The sequence below is a fragment of the Enterobacter asburiae genome (assembly GCF_001521715.1).
Classification (GTDB): Bacteria; Pseudomonadota; Gammaproteobacteria; order Enterobacterales; family Enterobacteriaceae; genus Enterobacter; species Enterobacter asburiae.
Genome location: NZ_CP011863.1, coordinates 4,336,182 through 4,353,310, shown reverse-complemented (window position 1 = coordinate 4,353,310; position 17,129 = coordinate 4,336,182). Strand labels below are relative to the sequence as shown.

Annotated in this window: 17 protein-coding genes; 5 read left to right on the top strand and 12 right to left on the bottom strand. The window is 56.3% G+C overall.

The window, feature by feature from the left end; all coding sequences use genetic code 11:
* Positions 1-68 precede the first annotated feature (68 nt).
* Entirely contained in the window at positions 69-611 is a 543-nt protein-coding gene (idi, locus tag ACJ69_RS21140; protein WP_059347711.1) for an isopentenyl-diphosphate Delta-isomerase, read from the top strand.
* Positions 612-649: 38 nt separating this feature from the next.
* On the opposite strand, the gene lysS is transcribed toward idi, so the two are convergent.
* The 5 genes from lysS to xerD form a co-directional block, all read right to left on the bottom strand.
* Positions 650-2,167, bottom strand: a complete 1,518-nt coding sequence (gene lysS, locus ACJ69_RS21135; protein ID WP_029740338.1) for a lysine--tRNA ligase — start codon at positions 2,165-2,167, stop codon at positions 650-652.
* A 9-nt stretch (positions 2,168-2,176) separates the two neighbouring features.
* Positions 2,177-3,275 (bottom strand): peptide chain release factor 2 gene (gene prfB, locus ACJ69_RS21130; RefSeq protein WP_096151315.1). Its coding sequence is split into 2 segments (ribosomal slippage): positions 2,177-3,199 and positions 3,201-3,275, totalling 1,098 coding nucleotides; the frame shifts between segments, so codons are not numbered across the junction.
* 90 nt (positions 3,276-3,365) lie between these two features.
* Complete coding sequence (recJ, locus tag ACJ69_RS21125; protein WP_059347710.1) at positions 3,366-5,099, bottom strand: single-stranded-DNA-specific exonuclease RecJ; 1,734 nt, start codon at positions 5,097-5,099, stop codon at positions 3,366-3,368.
* A 5-nt stretch (positions 5,100-5,104) separates the two neighbouring features.
* Entirely contained in the window at positions 5,105-5,818 is a 714-nt protein-coding gene (gene dsbC / locus ACJ69_RS21120) for a bifunctional protein-disulfide isomerase/oxidoreductase DsbC (RefSeq protein ID WP_029740340.1), read from the bottom strand.
* A 28-nt stretch (positions 5,819-5,846) separates the two neighbouring features.
* A complete protein-coding gene (gene xerD, locus ACJ69_RS21115) occupies positions 5,847-6,743 on the bottom strand; it encodes a site-specific tyrosine recombinase XerD (protein WP_023309098.1) in 897 nt (298 codons plus the stop codon).
* Positions 6,744-6,844: 101 nt separating this feature from the next.
* Here xerD and fldB point away from each other — a divergent pair, with 101 nt between their 5' ends.
* Positions 6,845-7,366: a flavodoxin FldB gene (gene fldB / locus ACJ69_RS21110; RefSeq protein WP_059347709.1), complete on the top strand. Its 522-nt coding sequence runs from the start codon at positions 6,845-6,847 to the stop codon at positions 7,364-7,366.
* A 6-nt stretch (positions 7,367-7,372) separates the two neighbouring features.
* Here fldB and ACJ69_RS21105 read toward each other — a convergent pair whose 3' ends face one another.
* Together ACJ69_RS21105 and sdhE are read right to left on the bottom strand one after the other, a co-directional pair.
* On the bottom strand, positions 7,373-7,783 hold the full coding sequence (locus tag ACJ69_RS21105) for a protein YgfX (RefSeq protein ID WP_021242050.1): 411 nt from the start codon (positions 7,781-7,783) through the stop codon (positions 7,373-7,375).
* Complete coding sequence (gene sdhE / locus ACJ69_RS21100) at positions 7,764-8,030, bottom strand: FAD assembly factor SdhE (protein ID WP_010435322.1); 267 nt, start codon at positions 8,028-8,030, stop codon at positions 7,764-7,766. The genes ACJ69_RS21105 and sdhE overlap by 20 nt, the downstream gene beginning before the upstream one ends.
* Before the next feature lie 294 nt (positions 8,031-8,324).
* Between sdhE and ygfZ the strand changes: the two genes are divergently transcribed.
* A complete protein-coding gene (gene ygfZ, locus ACJ69_RS21095; RefSeq protein ID WP_054830214.1) occupies positions 8,325-9,305 on the top strand; it encodes a tRNA-modifying protein YgfZ in 981 nt (326 codons plus the stop codon).
* A gap of 75 nt (positions 9,306-9,380) precedes the next feature.
* On the opposite strand, the gene trhA is transcribed toward ygfZ, so the two are convergent.
* Positions 9,381-10,040 (bottom strand): PAQR family membrane homeostasis protein TrhA, encoded by a 660-nt coding sequence (gene trhA / locus ACJ69_RS21090; protein WP_023309101.1) that lies wholly within the window; start codon positions 10,038-10,040, stop codon positions 9,381-9,383.
* 165 nt (positions 10,041-10,205) lie between these two features.
* Positions 10,206-10,517 carry a N(4)-acetylcytidine aminohydrolase gene (yqfB, locus tag ACJ69_RS21080; protein ID WP_054830213.1) on the bottom strand — a complete coding sequence of 104 codons (312 nt, stop codon included), beginning with the start codon at positions 10,515-10,517 and terminating at the stop codon, positions 10,206-10,208.
* A gap of 51 nt (positions 10,518-10,568) precedes the next feature.
* Here yqfB and ACJ69_RS21075 point away from each other — a divergent pair, with 51 nt between their 5' ends.
* Both ACJ69_RS21075 and bglA read left to right on the top strand, forming a co-directional pair.
* Positions 10,569-11,300, top strand: coding sequence for a MurR/RpiR family transcriptional regulator (locus ACJ69_RS21075; RefSeq protein ID WP_029739204.1), 732 nt, complete (start codon positions 10,569-10,571; stop codon positions 11,298-11,300).
* Positions 11,301-11,416: 116 nt separating this feature from the next.
* Positions 11,417-12,850, top strand: a complete 1,434-nt coding sequence (gene bglA, locus ACJ69_RS21070) for a 6-phospho-beta-glucosidase BglA (RefSeq protein WP_059347708.1) — start codon at positions 11,417-11,419, stop codon at positions 12,848-12,850.
* Positions 12,851-12,925: 75 nt separating this feature from the next.
* Here bglA and ACJ69_RS21065 read toward each other — a convergent pair whose 3' ends face one another.
* From ACJ69_RS21065 to gcvH, 3 genes are all read right to left on the bottom strand, one after another.
* Positions 12,926-13,669, bottom strand: a complete 744-nt coding sequence (locus ACJ69_RS21065) for an SDR family oxidoreductase (RefSeq protein ID WP_059347707.1) — start codon at positions 13,667-13,669, stop codon at positions 12,926-12,928.
* A 70-nt stretch (positions 13,670-13,739) separates the two neighbouring features.
* Positions 13,740-16,613: an aminomethyl-transferring glycine dehydrogenase gene (gene gcvP / locus ACJ69_RS21060; RefSeq protein ID WP_059347706.1), complete on the bottom strand. Its 2,874-nt coding sequence runs from the start codon at positions 16,611-16,613 to the stop codon at positions 13,740-13,742.
* Between the two features lie 124 nt (positions 16,614-16,737).
* A complete protein-coding gene (gcvH, locus tag ACJ69_RS21055) occupies positions 16,738-17,127 on the bottom strand; it encodes a glycine cleavage system protein GcvH (RefSeq protein WP_008499718.1) in 390 nt (129 codons plus the stop codon).
* Positions 17,128-17,129 lie beyond the last annotated feature (2 nt).

The following is a 17,129-nucleotide window of genomic DNA, read 5'->3' as shown; positions in this document are numbered from 1 at the left end:
ATAAGAATGCAGTATAATGATCCGGCTGATGGTGCTGAACCACTCGGCATTTTGGCACTGGAGCATCAATGAGTATTCAAGAACACGTTATTTTGGTAAACGACCAGGGAATGGTGATTGGCACTCAGGAAAAATATGCCGCGCACACCTTATATACCCCGCTGCATCTGGCGTTCTCTTCATGGCTTTTTAACGCAAACGGCGAATGTCTGATCACCCGGCGCGCCTTAACCAAAAAAGCCTGGCCCGGCGTCTGGACCAACTCCGTCTGCGGCCACCCGCAGTCCGGCGAAGAGACGATACAGGCGATAATCCGCCGCTGCCGCTTTGAAGTAGGCGCTGAGCTGTCCGATATCACCGCCGTCGCCCCTGAATTTCGCTATCGGGAAACCGACCCGTCCGGGATCGTGGAAAACGAAATTTGCCCGGTATTCGCTGCCCGCATCACCAATGATGTGACGATAAACGAAGATGAAGTGATGGACTATCAGTGGGTTGAGCTGGACGCGTTATTCCGCGCGCTGGACGCGACGCCCTGGGCCTTTAGCCCGTGGATGGTCATGGAAGCGACGACCGCCCGCGAAAAACTCAAAGCCTTCGCGGCGCAATAAAAAAGCCCCTTTCGGGGCTTTTTTTACATCTTAACGCCTTATTTCACCGGGCGCATCGCCGGGAACAGGATCACGTCGCGGATGGTGTGGCTGTTGGTGAACAGCATCACCATACGGTCGATACCAATCCCCAGGCCCGCCGTTGGTGGCAGGCCGTGCTCCAGCGCGGTCACGTAGTCTTCGTCGAAGAACATCGCTTCGTCGTCGCCTGCCGCTTTCGCGTCAACCTGATCCTGGAAACGCTGAGCCTGGTCTTCCGCATCGTTCAGCTCGCTAAAGCCGTTGCCGATTTCACGGCCGCCGATGAAGAATTCGAAGCGATCGGTGATTTCCGGGTTCTCGTCATTACGACGCGCCAGCGGAGAGACTTCAGCCGGGTATTCGGTGATGAAGGTCGGCTGAATCAGGTGCGCTTCGGCCACTTCTTCGAAGATCTCGGTCACGATACGGCCCAGACCCCAGCTCTTCTCAACCTTGATACCGATGCTTTCGGCGATGGCTTTCGCAGAATCGAAGTTATCCAGATCCGCCATGTTGGTTTCCGGACGGTATTTCTTGATCGCTTCGCGCATGGTCAGTTTTTCGAACGGCTTGCCGAAGTCGAAGACTTCTTCACCGTAAGGAACCTGCGTGGTGCCCAGAATGTCCTGCGCCAGGGTGCGGAACAGGGATTCGGTCAGCTCGATCAGATCTTTGTAATCCGCATACGCCATATAGAGTTCCATCATGGTGAACTCTGGGTTATGACGAACGGAGATACCTTCGTTACGGAAGTTACGGTTGATTTCGAACACGCGGTCGAAGCCGCCGACCACGAGACGCTTCAGGTACAATTCCGGCGCGATACGCAGGTACATGTCCAGGTCCAGGGCGTTGTGATGGGTGATGAACGGACGCGCAGACGCGCCGCCAGGGATCACCTGCATCATTGGGGTTTCCACTTCCATAAAGTCGCGGTTGACCATGAACTGGCGGATACCGGCCATGATCTGGGAGCGAATTTTGAAGGTCTTACGGGAGTCATCGTTAGAGATGAGATCCAGGTAGCGCTGACGATAGCGCGCTTCCTGATCCTGCAGGCCGTGGAATTTGTCCGGAAGCGGGCGCAGGGCTTTGGTCAGAAGACGCAGCTCGGTACAGTGGATAGACAGTTCACCGGTTTTGGTTTTGAACAGTTTACCTTTCGCACCCAGGATATCGCCCAGGTCCCACTTTTTGAACTGCTCGTTGTAGATGCCTTCCGGCAGGTCGTCACGGGAAACGTACAGCTGAATACGGCCGCCAACGTCCTGCAAAGTCACGAAGGAAGCTTTACCCATGATACGACGGGTCATCATGCGGCCTGCAACGGCCACTTCAACGTTCAGCGCTTCCAGCTCTTCGTTCTCTTTAGCGTCGAAGTCAGCGTGCAGTTGGTCTGAGGTATGGTCACGACGAAAATCGTTCGGGAACGGCACGCCCTGCTCGCGCAGCGCTGCCAGCTTCTCGCGGCGGGTTTTCAGTTCGTTGTTAAGATCGACTACCGCGTCAGCGCCCTGTGCTTGTTGTTCAGACATGTTGGTTCCTCATAACCCTGCTTTCAAACTTGCTTCGATAAATTGGTCCAGGCTGCCGTCCAGCACCGCCTGCGTGTTGCGGGTTTCAACCCCGGTACGCAGGTCTTTGATGCGGGAGTCATCAAGGACGTAAGAACGGATCTGGCTGCCCCAACCGATGTCGGACTTGTTGTCTTCCATCGCCTGTTTCTCAGCATTTTTCTTCTGCATCTCCAGCTCATAAAGCTTCGCTTTCATCTGCTTCATGGCCTGGTCTTTGTTCTTATGCTGGGAACGGTCGTTCTGGCACTGTGTTACCAGCCCGGTTGGAATGTGGGTAATACGCACCGCCGATTCCGTACGGTTAACGTGCTGACCACCCGCGCCGGATGCGCGGTAAACGTCGATACGCAGGTCCGCCGGGTTAATTTCGATATCAATATCTTCATCAACTTCCGGGTACACAAACGCGGAGCTGAAGGAGGTATGACGACGGCCACCGGAGTCGAACGGGCTCTTACGCACCAGGCGGTGAACGCCGGTTTCGGTACGCAGCCAGCCGTAGGCGTAATCGCCAATGATCTTGATGGTGACGGATTTCAGACCCGCAACTTCACCTTCAGACTCTTCGATAATTTCGGTTTTGAAGCCGCGCGCTTCCGCCCAACGCAGGTACATACGCGTCAGCATGCTGGCCCAGTCCTGCGCTTCGGTGCCGCCAGAACCAGCCTGAATATCGAGATAGCAGTCAGCGCTGTCGTATTCGCCGGAGAACATACGGCGGAATTCCAGCTGCGCCAGCTTCTCTTCCAGCACGTCGAGTTCTGCCACGGCTTCGTTAAAGGTTTCTTCGTCGTCGGCTTCGACGGCCAGCTCCAGCAAACCGGAAACATCTTCCAGCCCCTGGGCCATTTGATCCAGCGTATCTACGATAGCTTCGAGAGAGGAACGCTCTTTACCCAGCGCCTGTGCGCGTTCAGGTTCGTTCCAGACGTCCGGCTGTTCCAGCTCGGCGTTTACTTCTTCAAGACGCTCTTTCTTGGCATCGTAGTCAAAGATACCCCCTAAGAACGTCAGAGCGCTCCGTGAGGTCCTGAATACGGTTTTTTACCGGATTAATTTCAAACATGGTCTGTTTTCTTTTATGGACTTGTCAAAATGCGGTGATAAGAGCGGGATTGTACCGAATCCACGCCCTTTTTTATAGAGATTACTGCCGCTAAATTGGCCAGATATTGTCGATGATGATCTGAAGGGTGCGGTTACCGCGAAACTCGTTGATGTCCAGTTTGTACGCCAGCTCAACCTCGCGCACGCCGTTGTCCGGCCATACCGCCGTGTCAACGTTGAAGGCGATGCCGTCCAGAAGCGGTCCACCGCCCACGGGCTCGACCATCACTTTCAGATGACGTTCGCCGACGATACGCTGCTGCAGCAGGCGGAAACGCCCGTCGAACAGCGGTTCCGGGAACATCTGCCCCCACGGACCGGCATCGCGCAGCATTTGCGCCACGTCCATCGTCATCTCAAGCGGTGAAAGCTCGCCATCGGACACCACTTCCCCCTGCAACAGGGCCGGGTCGATCCAGTCGGTGACCAGTTCACCAAACAGACGCTGAAACTCGTCGAACTTCGCCTCTTCCAGAGACAGGCCTGCCGCCATCGCATGGCCGCCGAACTTGATCATCAGACCCGGATACAGCGTATCGAGACGCTCCAGCGCGTCGCGCATGTGCAGCCCCTGGATTGAGCGACCAGAGCCTTTCAGCGTGCCGTCACCCGCGGGGGCGAACGCGATCACCGGACGGTGGAAACGCTCTTTAATGCGCGACGCCAGAATGCCCACCACGCCCTGATGCCACTCGGGATGGTACATCGCCAGGCCGCCCGGCAGCGTATCGCCGCTGCGTTCAAGCTTTTCGCACAGGGTCAGCGCTTCGGCCTGCATCCCCTGCTCAATCTCTTTACGGGTCTGGTTCAGCGCGTCCAGCTCGTTGGCCAGCACGCGCGCTTCACCGATGTTGTCGCACAGCAGCAGCGCCACGCCGACGGACATATCGTCCAGCCTTCCGGCTGCGTTAAGACGCGGCCCGAGAGCAAAGCCCAGGTCGCTTGCCGCCAGCTTGAGCGGATCGCGGTTGGCAATCTCCAGAAGCGCCTTGATCCCCGGACGGCACTTGCCCGCGCGAATGCGGCTTAGGCCCTGCCAGGTCAAAATACGGTTATTAGTATCGAGCGGTACCACGTCCGCGACGGTGCCCAGCGCCACCAGATCGAGATATTCTGCCAGGTTCGGTACGGCAATACCGCGAGAGTCGAACCAGCCCTTATCGCGCAGCAGGGTCCGTAACGCCAGCATCAGATAAAACGCTACGCCCACGCCTGCGAGGGATTTCGATGGGAAATCGCAGTCGCGCAGGTTGGGGTTAATAATCGCTTCCGCATCCGGCAGCGTTTCGCCCGGCAGGTGGTGATCGGTGACCAGCACCGGGATCCCCAAAGCGTGAGCATGATCGACGCCCGCATGGGAAGAGATCCCGTTATCGACGGTCATGATCATCTGTGCACCACGGGCGTAGGCCTGATCGACCACTTCCGGACTGAGGCCGTAGCCGTCTTCAAAACGGTTCGGCACCAGATACGTGACGTTATCGCAGCCCAGCGCGCGCAGGCTGAGCACGCTCAGCGCGGTACTGGTTGCGCCGTCGGCGTCGAAATCGCCCACCACCACAATCCGCGTTCCCTCACGAAGCGCGTTGTAGAGCATTTCAGTGGCTTTTTCGATACCGCTCAGCTGCTGCCAGGGCAGCATCCCTTTCACGCTGCGTTCAAGATCCTCAGCGCGACGCACGCCGCGGCTGGCGTAGAGGCGCTTCAGCAACGCCGGGAGATCGTCTGGCAAATCAACCGGTTCAACCGCCTCGCGGCGGCGCAATTTTATCGGGGCTTTCACGCGAATTATTTACCACCAAACTGTTTCTGGTGCGCGTCGAGGAACTCTTTCATCTCTTTCGGTCCCTGATAGCCCGGAACGACATAGCCGTTGCTCAGGACAATCGCTGGCGTACCGCTCACGCCAAACTGCACGCCCAGCGCATAGTGGTTAGCGATATCAATGTCGCAGGAGGCCGGCTTAACGCCTTTGCCATTCATCGCGTCGTCAAACGCTTTGTTGCGGTCTTTCGCACACCAGATAGCCTTCATGTCCTGCTCTGGCTGGCTCTGCACGCCCGCGCGCGGGAAGGCCAGGTAACGCACGGTGATGCCCAGCGCGTTGTAGTCTTTCATCTCTTCATGCAGCTTGTGGCAGTAGCCGCAGGTGATGTCGGTGAAGACGGTAATGACGTGTTTTTCCTGCGCCGCTTTATAGACGATCATCTCTTTTTCGAGCGCGTTCAGGTTTTTCATCAGCAGCTGGTTGGTGACGTTTACCGGCTGCGCGCCGCTCACGTCGTACATTGGCCCCTGAATAATGTGTTTGCCGTCTTCAGTGACGTACAGCACGCCGCTGTTGGTCAGCACCGTTTTCATGCCGGCAACCGGTGCAGGCTGAATATCGCTACCGGTGACGCCAAGCTTAGCCAGCGACTGTTTGATGGCGGCGTCGTCCGCATGGGCGAAACCGGTAAATGAGGCTGCCAGCAGGGTGAACAGCGCGAAAGACTTTTTCATATGTGATCCTGTTACAATTCGTCGGCACTCACGCACGAGGGTGGTGCTGTTGGTGTAGCTGCCGCAGGCGTTCCGTCGCGACATGGGTGTAAATTTGCGTCGTGGAAAGATCGCTGTGCCCCAGCAGCATCTGTACCACGCGTAAATCAGCGCCGTGGTTTAACAGATGCGTCGCGAAGGCGTGACGCAATACGTGCGGCGAAAGCTTTTCACTGTCGATACCCGCCAGTGTGGCGTAATGCTTGATGCGATGCCAGAACGTTTGCCGCGTCATCTGCTGAGCGCGCTGGCTCGGAAACAGGACGTCGATAGACGTACCATTGAGCAGCCACGGACGACCGTGCTCCAGGTACGTTTCCAGCCAGTAAACCGCCTCTTCCCCCAGCGGAACCAGCCTTTCCTTGTTGCCTTTACCAATGACGCGCACCACGCCCTGACGCAGGCTGATGTCGCTCATCGTCAGACCAACCAGTTCCGAAACGCGCAAGCCGGTAGCATACAATAGCTCAAGCATGGCTTTATCGCGTAACTCCAGCGGCAGGTCAACAGCCGGTGACTGTAATAATCTCTCAACTTGTGCTTCGCTGAGATCTTTCGGCAGCCGCTGCGGGAGCTTAGGGGATGCCAGCAGCGCGCTGGGATCGTCTTCGCGAATCTTCTCACGGTAGAGATGCTGGAACAGCCGGCGCATGGCGCTAAGCAAACGTGCGGAGCTGGTGGCTTTGTAGCCCCCCGCGATACGTTCCCCCAGCAGCGCCTGCAGGTCGTCACGCTGTGCGCTCGCAAGGGATAATCCCCGGTGCGCAAGCCACTCCACCAGCATGGTGAGATCGCGACGGTAGGCGCTGAGGGTATTCTCGGCCAGATTTTTCTCCAGCCACAGCGCGTCGAGAAACTGTTCGATCAGTGCGAGATCCTTTTCCACATCAGCCCCTTTGATTCTGCAGTCAGGCCATTATGCCTGATTGCGACCGGTTTCTGGTACACTACGCGCATAGTCAAAGCAAGAATTGAGATAGTTACGCGATGAATATTGGTCTGTTCTATGGTTCCAGCACCTGCTACACCGAAATGGCGGCAGAGAAAATTCGCGACATCATTGGCCCGGAACTGGTGACGTTGCATAACCTGAAAGATGATGCGATCGCGCTGATGGAGCAGTATGACGTGCTGATCCTCGGTATCCCGACATGGGATTTCGGCGAGATACAGGAAGACTGGGAAGCTATCTGGGATCAACTCGATTCAGTCAATCTCGACGGCAAAATCATTGCCATGTACGGCATGGGGGATCAGCTGGGTTACGGGGAATGGTTCCTGGACGCGCTCGGCATGCTGCATGACAAGCTGGCGCCGAAAGGGGTGTCGTTTATCGGCTACTGGCCAACCGAAGGTTACGAGTTCACCAGTAAAAAACCGATTATTGCCGACGGCGAGCTGTTTGTTGGACTCGCGCTGGATGAGACCAATCAGTACGATCTCAGCGATGAGCGCCTGCAAAGCTGGTGCGAGCAGATCCTGGGCGAAATGGCTGAAAAGTTTAGCTAACGCGCGTTACCCCTGCGTCGTCTGTTGCAACAGCATCCGGCGCAGGTCTCGCCACTCGGCAGCATCCATACTGTCTGCCGCCAGCCACAGATGCTGGCAACGCCCGCCGTCCACCTTGCGTAACCGTAACATCATGCCGCAGTTGAGCATCCAGGGCATACCGAGAATATCCCACTCTTTACCCTGCCAGCGCAGGCGGGAATCCATCAGTAATTTAATCTCTCCCTGACGGGCATTAATGCGACGCTGGCTGCGTACGCTGTCAAAAACGACAAACGACAGTAACAGCAGCCACAGAGGCGTATAGCTCAGCGGCCACGGCATCAGTAACACAAAGGCCGCAACCAGGCCGTGGAGCAATAAAGACATCCACTGCGAGCGCCACGAGACGCGAAGATCAGATTGCCACAGGACCACGTTCCCGATTCCGTGTTTGAATTAATTGCACCATCCGTTGCAACTCGGTGTCGGCGGGTTTGCCGTGGTTCATCAGCCAGTTGAACAAATCCGGATCGTCAGACTCAAGCAGGCGAACAAACAGACGCTTATCGTCATCGCTTAAGCTGTCATACTCATATTCGAAGAAAGGCATGATGGAAATATCAAGTTCACGCATGCCGCGACGGCACGCCCAGTGAATACGGGCCTTGTTGTTAATATCCATGTTCAGTTTCCTGCATTACGTTTGGCACAGTCGGTACCCCGTTCAGTGTTCTTTATTTCTCTACGGGGACACCAGCTAGTGTAACGTGTTTTTGACCGTTTCATTACTGGAATATTGCGATCGCCGAGCAGGCTTCCAGAATAATCCCTACAAAGACAGCGGATTACATTATTTTGCGTAGCGCTACGCATAACCGGTTTAGGGCACAAATGGTCTGTTGAAAGCGCTTGCATTGCCTGCAGGCTCTTTTACCATTAGGCATTATCAAAGCGTTAAGCAATTCAGGATATCGTTATGGCATTTACACCATTTTCTCCTCGCCAGCCCGCCGCCTCTGCGCGTCTGCCGCTGACGCTTATTTCTCTTGATGACTGGGCGCTGGCAACGCTCACCGGTGCCGACGCCGAAAAATATTTGCAGGGCCAGGTGACCGCCGACGTCAGCCAGATGACCGAACACCAGCACCTGCTGGCCGCGCATTGCGACCCAAAAGGCAAAATGTGGAGCAACCTGCGCCTCTTCCGCCGTCAGGACGGCTTTGCTTTTATTGAGCGCCGCAGCCTGCAAGAGGCCCAGCTCAAAGAGCTGAAGAAGTACGCGGTCTTCTCCAAAGTCACTATCGCCCCGGACGACGAACATGTCCTGCTGGGTGTGGCCGGTTTCCAGGCCCGTGCGGCGCTGAAAAATCTCTTCAGCGAACTGCCGGATGCAGAAAAGCAGGTGGTCAGCGAAGACGCGACCTCCATCCTGTGGTTTGAACACCCGGCGGAGCGTTTCCTGTTAGTTACGGATATGGCAACGGCCGAACGCGTGACCGAAGCGCTGCGCGGCGAAGCGCAGCTCAACAACAGTCAGCAGTGGCTGGCGCTGAACATCGAAGCGGGTCTGCCGGTGATTGACGCAGCAAACAGCGCGCAGTTTATTCCTCAGGCAACGAACCTGCAGGCGCTGGGGGGTATCAGCTTTAAAAAGGGCTGTTACACCGGCCAGGAGATGGTGGCGCGTGCAAAATTCCGCGGCGCAAACAAACGAGCGCTGTGGACGCTGGCGGGCCATGCCAGCCGTGTACCTGAAGCGGGTGAAGACTTAGAGCTGAAGATGGGTGATAACTGGCGCCGCACCGGCACCGTGTTAGCCGCCGTACAGCTGGATGATGGACGCCTTTTGGTACAGGCCGTCATGAACAACGACATGGAAGCCGACAGCGTGTTCCGCGTGCGTGACGATGCGAATACGTTGAGCATCGAGCCGTTGCCATATTCGTTAGAAGAGTAATCGTATCCAGGTGTCCTCCCTCTCCCTGTGGGAGAGGGCCGGGGTGAGGGCAACCGCCCGCACGGTGGAAAAAAACTACACCTGCCCCACGTACAAATAGATCGCCAAAAAGTGGCAGACGCTGCCGCCCAGCACAAAGCCGTGCCAGATGGCATGGTTGTACGGGATGCGTTTGCAGACGTAGAAAATCACGCCGAGCGAGTACACCACACCGCCTAAGGCCAGAAGCGTTACGCCCCCTACCGACAGTTTGACCGCCAGTTGATACACCACAATCAGCGACAGCCAGCCCATTGTCAGATAGGTGACCAGTGACAGCACCTTAAACCGGTGCGCGATGGTCAGCTTAAACAGGATCCCCAGCAGTGCCAGGCTCCAGATAACAATCATCAGGCCACGCGACAGCGGTGAGTTAAGCCCCACCAGCAAAAACGGTGTGTAAGTGCCTGCAATCAGAAGATAGATAGCACAGTGGTCAAATTTCTTGAGCCACATCTTGGCCCGCTGATGCGGGATCGCGTGATACAGCGTCGAGGCCAGGAACAGCAGGATCATACTCCCGCCATACAGGCTGTAGCTGGTAATGGCCATCGCGCTGGCATTGGCGTCCACCGCCTGCACCAGCAATAACACTAAACCGACAATCCCAAACACCAGGCCAATGCCGTGGCTGATGCTGTTGGCTACTTCCTCCGCCAGCGAATATCCCTGTGCGATTAATGGTCTACTCACCATACAAAACTCCGGGAAAACAAAAGATGATTATTCATCGCATAACTATGCTAACTGAGAATGATTCCAGTGAACACCTGTTAGCTAAAATAAAGTTAAACATAACGTTTCTAAATTACAATCAGACAGTTACACTTTAATTTCAGCGAACGTGCGTTTCGATTTTAATTATAAGCATTTAAAATCAATCACATAAAACTGGTTCTGCCTGGGGTAGATCTCTGCGATCACGCTTTTCAATGCATCCAGGGTCATGTTCTCCTGTTCAGCATGTTTTTGCGTCAATGTGGCGAACGTAACGGTTGACGTTCCCGTTACTTCGATGGTGCAAAAATAACCATCATCCTCATAACGCCCCACCCGCAGGATATTGCCGGTTTTGAAATGGGATTCACTTTTATCCCGGATAGTGATGGTTTTACGCCCGGCCAGAATGTCGTCCTGAAAGCGCTGAAAAAAAGTGATGTCGTTTGGCTGCATGTTATTATTCCCTGAAGAAAAGTCTGATGAGTGAGTGTAGCCATTGTGAGCATGTTCTCCCATTCCGCCATTGCCAGTCTCAATAACCTGGAGATGATGGTCTACAACTATGTCATAAAAAATCGTGACAAAGTGATGTACATGACCATCCGCGAGCTGGCGGATGCGGCAGACGTCTCAACCACCACTATCCTGCGCTTTTGCCGCAAGCTTAACTGCGAAGGGTATTCTGAATTTCGGGTGCGCTTTAAGCTTTATCTTGAACAGAACGAGCCCCAGCAGGCGAATTTCGGTGCCAGCGAAATTATCAGCTTTTTTAAAAGCGTGAATAATGAAGAGTTCGACGCGCTATTAGATAATGCGGTAGATATTATTCTATCGTCCGAGCGAATTATATTTGTCGGTGCCGGAACATCGGGTTCGCTGGCAAAATATGGCGCACGCTTCTTTTCTAATATCGGGAAATTTAGTAACCATATTGATGATCCTTATTTCCCGGTCACCAATGATATGGCGAAAAATGCGCTGGCGATTGTGCTTTCCGTCTCGGGCGAGACCGAGGAGATCCTGCGCTTCGCCAGCCAGTTCAGCCTGCATCACTGCAAGGTGCTCTCCATTACCAGCCACGAGCACTCGCGTCTGGCAAAGCTGGCGGACTTTAATCTCTCCTGGCACGTTCCTCAGACGCGTATTGCAGGCGTCTACGACATCACCACGCAAATTCCCGTCATTTATATTCTGGAATCTCTCGGACGTAAACTGGCGAAGAAACTCACAGAATAAAACACCCTGTTTTTTTGGTGTAACAAATCACATTTACTGTGAATTATTATATCGTGACATTCAATTTCGCTTTGCTAGACTCGATGCCAATAAGCCATTTATTGAGAAGAGCAGCGATGAAAAAATTAACCTTACCAAAAGATTTTTTATGGGGCGGCGCGGTTGCCGCTCACCAGGTTGAAGGCGGCTGGAACAAAGGCGGCAAAGGGCCAAGCATTTGTGACGTATTGACCGGCGGCGCGCACGGCGTCCCGCGCGAAATCACCCAGGAAGTAGTGCCGGGTAAATACTATCCAAACCACGAGGCCATCGACTTCCACGGCCACTATAAAGAAGACATCAAGCTGTTTGCCGAGATGGGTTTCAAGTGCTTCCGCACCTCTATCGCCTGGACGCGCATCTTCCCGAAAGGTGACGAAACGCAGCCAAACGAAGAGGGGCTGAAGTTCTACGACGACATGTTCGACGAGCTGCTGAAATACAACATCGAACCGGTGATCACCCTCTCCCACTTCGAAATGCCGCTGCACCTGGTGCAGGAGTACGGTAGCTGGACCAACCGTAAAGTGGTCGATTTCTTCGTGCGCTTCGCGGAAGTGGTTTTTGAGCGCTACAAAAACAAGGTCAAATACTGGATGACCTTCAACGAAATCAATAACCAGCGTAACTGGCGCGCGCCGCTGTTCGGTTACTGCTGCTCGGGCGTGGTCTATACCGAACATGACAATCCGGAAGAGACCATGTACCAGGTCCTGCACCACCAGTTTGTGGCCAGCGCCCTAGCGGTGAAAGCCGCGCGCCGCATCAACCCGGAGATGAAGGTCGGCTGCATGCTGGCGATGGTGGCGCTCTATCCGTTCTCCTGCAAACCGGAAGACGTGATGTTCGCCCAGGAATCTATGCGCGAGCGCTATGTCTTTACCGACGTCCAGCTGCGTGGTTACTACCCGTCCTACGTGCTGAACGAGTGGGAGCGCCGCGGCTTCTCCATCAAAATGGAGGCAGCCGATGAGCAGATCCTGCGCGAAGGTACCTGCGACTACTTAGGTTTCAGCTACTACATGACCAACGCGGTGAAAGCGGAAGGCGGTACCGGCGATGCGATTTCCGGCTTCGAAGGCAGCGTGCCGAACCCGCACGTGAAGGCGTCTGACTGGGGCTGGCAGATTGACCCGGTGGGCCTGCGCTATGCGCTGTGCGAACTGTACGAACGCTATCAGAAACCGCTGTTTATCGTGGAAAACGGGTTCGGCGCCTACGATAAGGTGGAAGAAGACGGCAGCATCAACGACGACTATCGCATCGACTACCTGCGTGCCCACGTGGAAGAGATGATCAAAGCCGTGACGCACGACGGCGTGGATCTGATGGGCTATACGCCATGGGGCTGCATCGACTGCGTGTCGTTCACCACCGGCCAGTACAGCAAGCGCTACGGCTTTATCTACGTGAACAAGCACGACGACGGCACGGGCGACATGTCGCGTTCCCGCAAGAAGAGCTTTAACTGGTATAAGGAAGTGATTGCCAGCAACGGCGAGAAACTTTAACGCCGGGCGGCGCTACGCTTGCACCGGCCTACGATTGATCCCCTCTCCCTTTGGGAGAGGGTTAGTGTGAGGAGATTATTTCCCGCCAGCCAACTCAATAAAACTGCCCGTTACGTACGACGCCTTCTCGCTCAGCAGCCAGACAATCGCCTGCGCCACCTCTTCCGGCTGGCCGCCGCGCTGCATCGGCAGCAACGATTTCACGCGATCTACCCGCCCCGGCTCTCCGCCGGACGCATGAATATCTGTATAAATCAGACCCGGACGTACGCAGTTGACGCGAATGCCCTGCGCCGCCACCTCCAGCGATAGCCCGGTTGTCAGCGAATCCACCGCCCCCTTCGACGCGGCATAATCCACATATTCACCCGGCGCGCCCAGACGCGACGCGGCGGAAGAGACGTTCACTATCGCACCACCCTTGCCGCCATGCCTGAAGGACATGCGTTTTACCGCTTCCCTGCAGCAGAGAAAGTAGCCCGTGACGTTGGTCGCCAGAACGCGGTTAATGCGCTCTGCGGACAAATTCTCAATAGTGGATTGCTCAAACAGAATCCCCGCATTATTGACCAGCGCACGAAGCGGCTCGCCTTCACGATCGAGGCTGTCAAACATCGCCAGCACCTGGGCTTCATCACTGATATCCGCGCGGACGGCAAACGCTTTACCTCCCGCATCCACAATCTGCTTGATGACGTCCGTCGCGGCTTTAATGTTGTGGTGATAGTTCACCGCCACGGTGTAGCCTTCGCGCGCCAGCTGCAGCGCGGTGGCTTTCCCAATGCCCCGGCTGGCGCCGGTGACCAGTGCAATTGGCATTCGCTTCTCCCAATAAAAAAGCCGGGTGGCGGCTTCGCCTTACCCGGCCTTTATGACTACACCAATAATATTACTGGTATTCGCTCATCGGCACGCAGGAGCAGAACAGGTTACGGTCGCCGTACACGTCATCAAGACGCTTCACGGTCGGCCAGTATTTGTTTGCCACGCCTGCCGGGAAGACGGCCAGCTCGCGGGAATAGCCGTGGTTCCACTCTGCCACCATTTCGTGCTGGGTGTGCGGGGCGTTGACCAGCGGGTTATCTTCCAGCGTCCACTCGCCGTCCTGCACGCGGTCGATCTCCATGCGGATGGCCAGCATCGCGTCGATAAAGCGGTCCAGCTCGGCTTTGCTTTCAGATTCCGTTGGCTCCACCATCAGCGTACCCGCAACCGGAAACGACATGGTTGGCGCGTGGAAGCCGTAGTCGATCAGACGCTTGGCGATATCCAGCTCGCTAATGCCGGTCTGCTCTTTCAGCGGACGAATATCGAGGATGCACTCGTGCGCCACGCGACCGTCGCGGCCGGTATAGAGCACCGGGAAGGCAGACTTCAGGCGAGTCGCAATATAGTTGGCATTCAGGATCGCCACCTGGCTCGCCTGCTTCAGCCCTTCCGCGCCCATCATGCGGATGTACATCCAGCTGATTGGCAGGATAGAGGCGCTGCCGAACGGTGCCGCAGAGACCGCGCCCTGACGGGTCAGCATGCCTTCAATCTGCACCACGCTGTGGCCAGGCACAAACGGTGCCAGGTGCGCTTTCACGCCGATTGGGCCCATGCCCGGGCCGCCACCGCCGTGAGGGATGCAGAAGGTTTTGTGCAGGTTCAGGTGCGACACGTCCGCGCCGATAAAGCCCGGAGAGGTAATGCCCACCTGGGCGTTCATGTTCGCGCCGTCGAGGTAAACCTGACCGCCGAACTGGTGCACCACTTCGCACACTTCACGGATAGTCTCTTCGTACACGCCGTGGGTAGACGGGTAGGTCACCATGATGCAGGAGAGCTTGTCGCCCGCCTGCTCGGCTTTCGCACGCAGGTCGGCCAGATCGATGTTGCCGTTTTTATCGCAAGCAACCACCACCACTTCCATGCCCGCCATCTGGGCAGAGGCCGGGTTGGTACCGTGGGCAGAGCTTGGGATCAGGCAGATATCGCGGTGACCTTCGTTGCGGCTTTCGTGATAGTGGCGGATCGCCAGCAGGCCCGCGTACTCGCCCTGCGCGCCAGAGTTCGGCTGCATGCAGAGCGCGTCATAACCGGTCAATTTCACCAGCCAGTCGGAAAGCTGGTTGATCATCATGTGATAACCTTCCGCCTGCTCTGGCGGGCAGAACGGGTGCAGCTCGGAGAATTCAGGCCAGGTGATCGGGATCATCTCTGCCGCGGCGTTCAGCTTCATGGTGCACGAGCCCAGCGGGATCATCGCCTGGTTCAGCGCCAGATCCTTGCGCTCCAGAGAGTAGATATAGCGCATCATCTCGGTTTCGCTGTGATAGCGATTAAAGACCGGATGCGTCAGGATCGCATCGTTACGCAGCATGCTTTCCTGAATGGAGCGGCTGTCGAGCGCGACTTCTTTGTCGAGCGCGTCAACGTCCAGACCGTGCGCGTCACCCAGCAACACGCTGAACAGGTTCAGGATATCGTCGCGGGTGGTGCTTTCATCCAGCGTAATGCCGACGGCGTTGTGGATGTCGCTGCGCAGGTTGATCTCTGCCGCATTCGCGCGCGCCAGCACGGCCGCTTTGTCCGCCACGTCCACACACAGGGTGTCGAAGTAGTGAGCGTGGCGCAGCTTAAGGCCTTTCTGCTGCAGACCGCAGGCCAGAATATCGGCCAGGCGGTGAATGCGGCTGGCAATACGCTTCAGGCCTGCCGGGCCGTGGAATACGGCGTACAGGCTGGCGATGTTTGCCAGCAGCACCTGAGAGGTACAGATATTGGAGTTCGCTTTCTCGCGGCGGATGTGCTGCTCGCGGGTCTGCATCGCCATGCGCAGCGCGGTGTTACCGGCAGCGTCTTTTGAGACGCCGATAATACGGCCTGGCATAGAGCGTTTGAATTCATCTTTCGCACCGAAGAACGCCGCGTGCGGGCCGCCGTAGCCCATCGGCACGCCGAAGCGTTGCGCAGAACCGAATACGATATCCGCGCCCTGTTTACCCGGCGCCGTCAGCAGCACCAGCGCCATAAAATCGGCGGCAACGCTGACAACCACTTTGCGGGATTTCAGCTCGGCAATCAGCGTGCCGTAGTCGTGAACTTCACCGGTGGTGCCTACCTGCTGAAGCAGTACGCCGAAGACGTCCTGGTGATCCAACACTTTGTCAGCGTCGTCGACGATCACGTCAAAGCCGAAGGTTTCCGCACGGGTGCGCACCACGTCCAGCGTCTGCGGATGCACGTCCGCCGCCACGAAGAAGCGGTTGGCATTTTTCAGCTTGCTCACGCGTTTGGCCATCGCCATTGCTTCGGCAGCAGCAGTCGCTTCATCCAGCAGCGAGGCAGAGGCGATATCCATACCGGTCAGATCCAGCGTCACCTGCTGGAAGTTCAGCAGCGCTTCCAGACGGCCCTGGGAGACTTCTGGCTGATACGGGGTGTATGCGGTGTACCAGCCCGGGTTTTCCAGCATGTTGCGCAGGATAACCGGCGGCAACTGCACGTTGGTGTAGCCCATGCCAATGTAAGACTTATAGCGCTTGTTCAGGCCTGCGATAGCCTTCAGCTCCGCCAGCGCGGCGAATTCCGTAGTGGCTTCCCCCACCTGAGGCGGCGTGGCAAGCTGGATGTCTTTTGGCACAATCTGGCCGATCAGTGCGTTTAATGAATCCGCGCCAACTGTCTTCAGCATCTCCTGCTGTTGCTGAGCATCCGGCCCAATGTGACGTTCAATGAAGGCGCCACGGTTTTCAAGCTGGCTTAAAGTCTGTGTCATGAGCGATGGTTCCTGAAACGTGCAGTGAATTTAAGTTCCCTCTCCCTCTGGGAGAGGGTTAGGGTGAGGGGAAGACTGGCACCCTCACCCCTGCCCTCTCCCAGAGGGAGAGGGGGATAAACAATTACTCGTCTTCTAACAGTGCTTCGTACGCGGTCGCATCCAGCAGCGCGGCAACCTGAGATTCGTCGCTGGCTTTGATCTTGAAGATCCAGCCGCCTTCATAAGGCTCGCTGTTCACCAGCTCTGGCGAATCGCTCAGCGCGTCGTTGACGGCAACGATTTCGCCGCTCACAGGAGCATAGATGTCGGATGCCGCTTTTACGGACTCCGCCACGGCGCAGTCGTCGCCCGCGCTAACGGTCGTGCCCACGTCAGGCAGGTCAACAAACACCATGTCGCCCAGCAGCTCCTGCGCGTGCTCGGTGATCCCTACGGTGTAAGTGCCGTCCGCCTCTTTGCGCAGCCACTCGTGTTCTTTGCTGTATTTCAGTTCTGCTGGCACATTGCTCATTG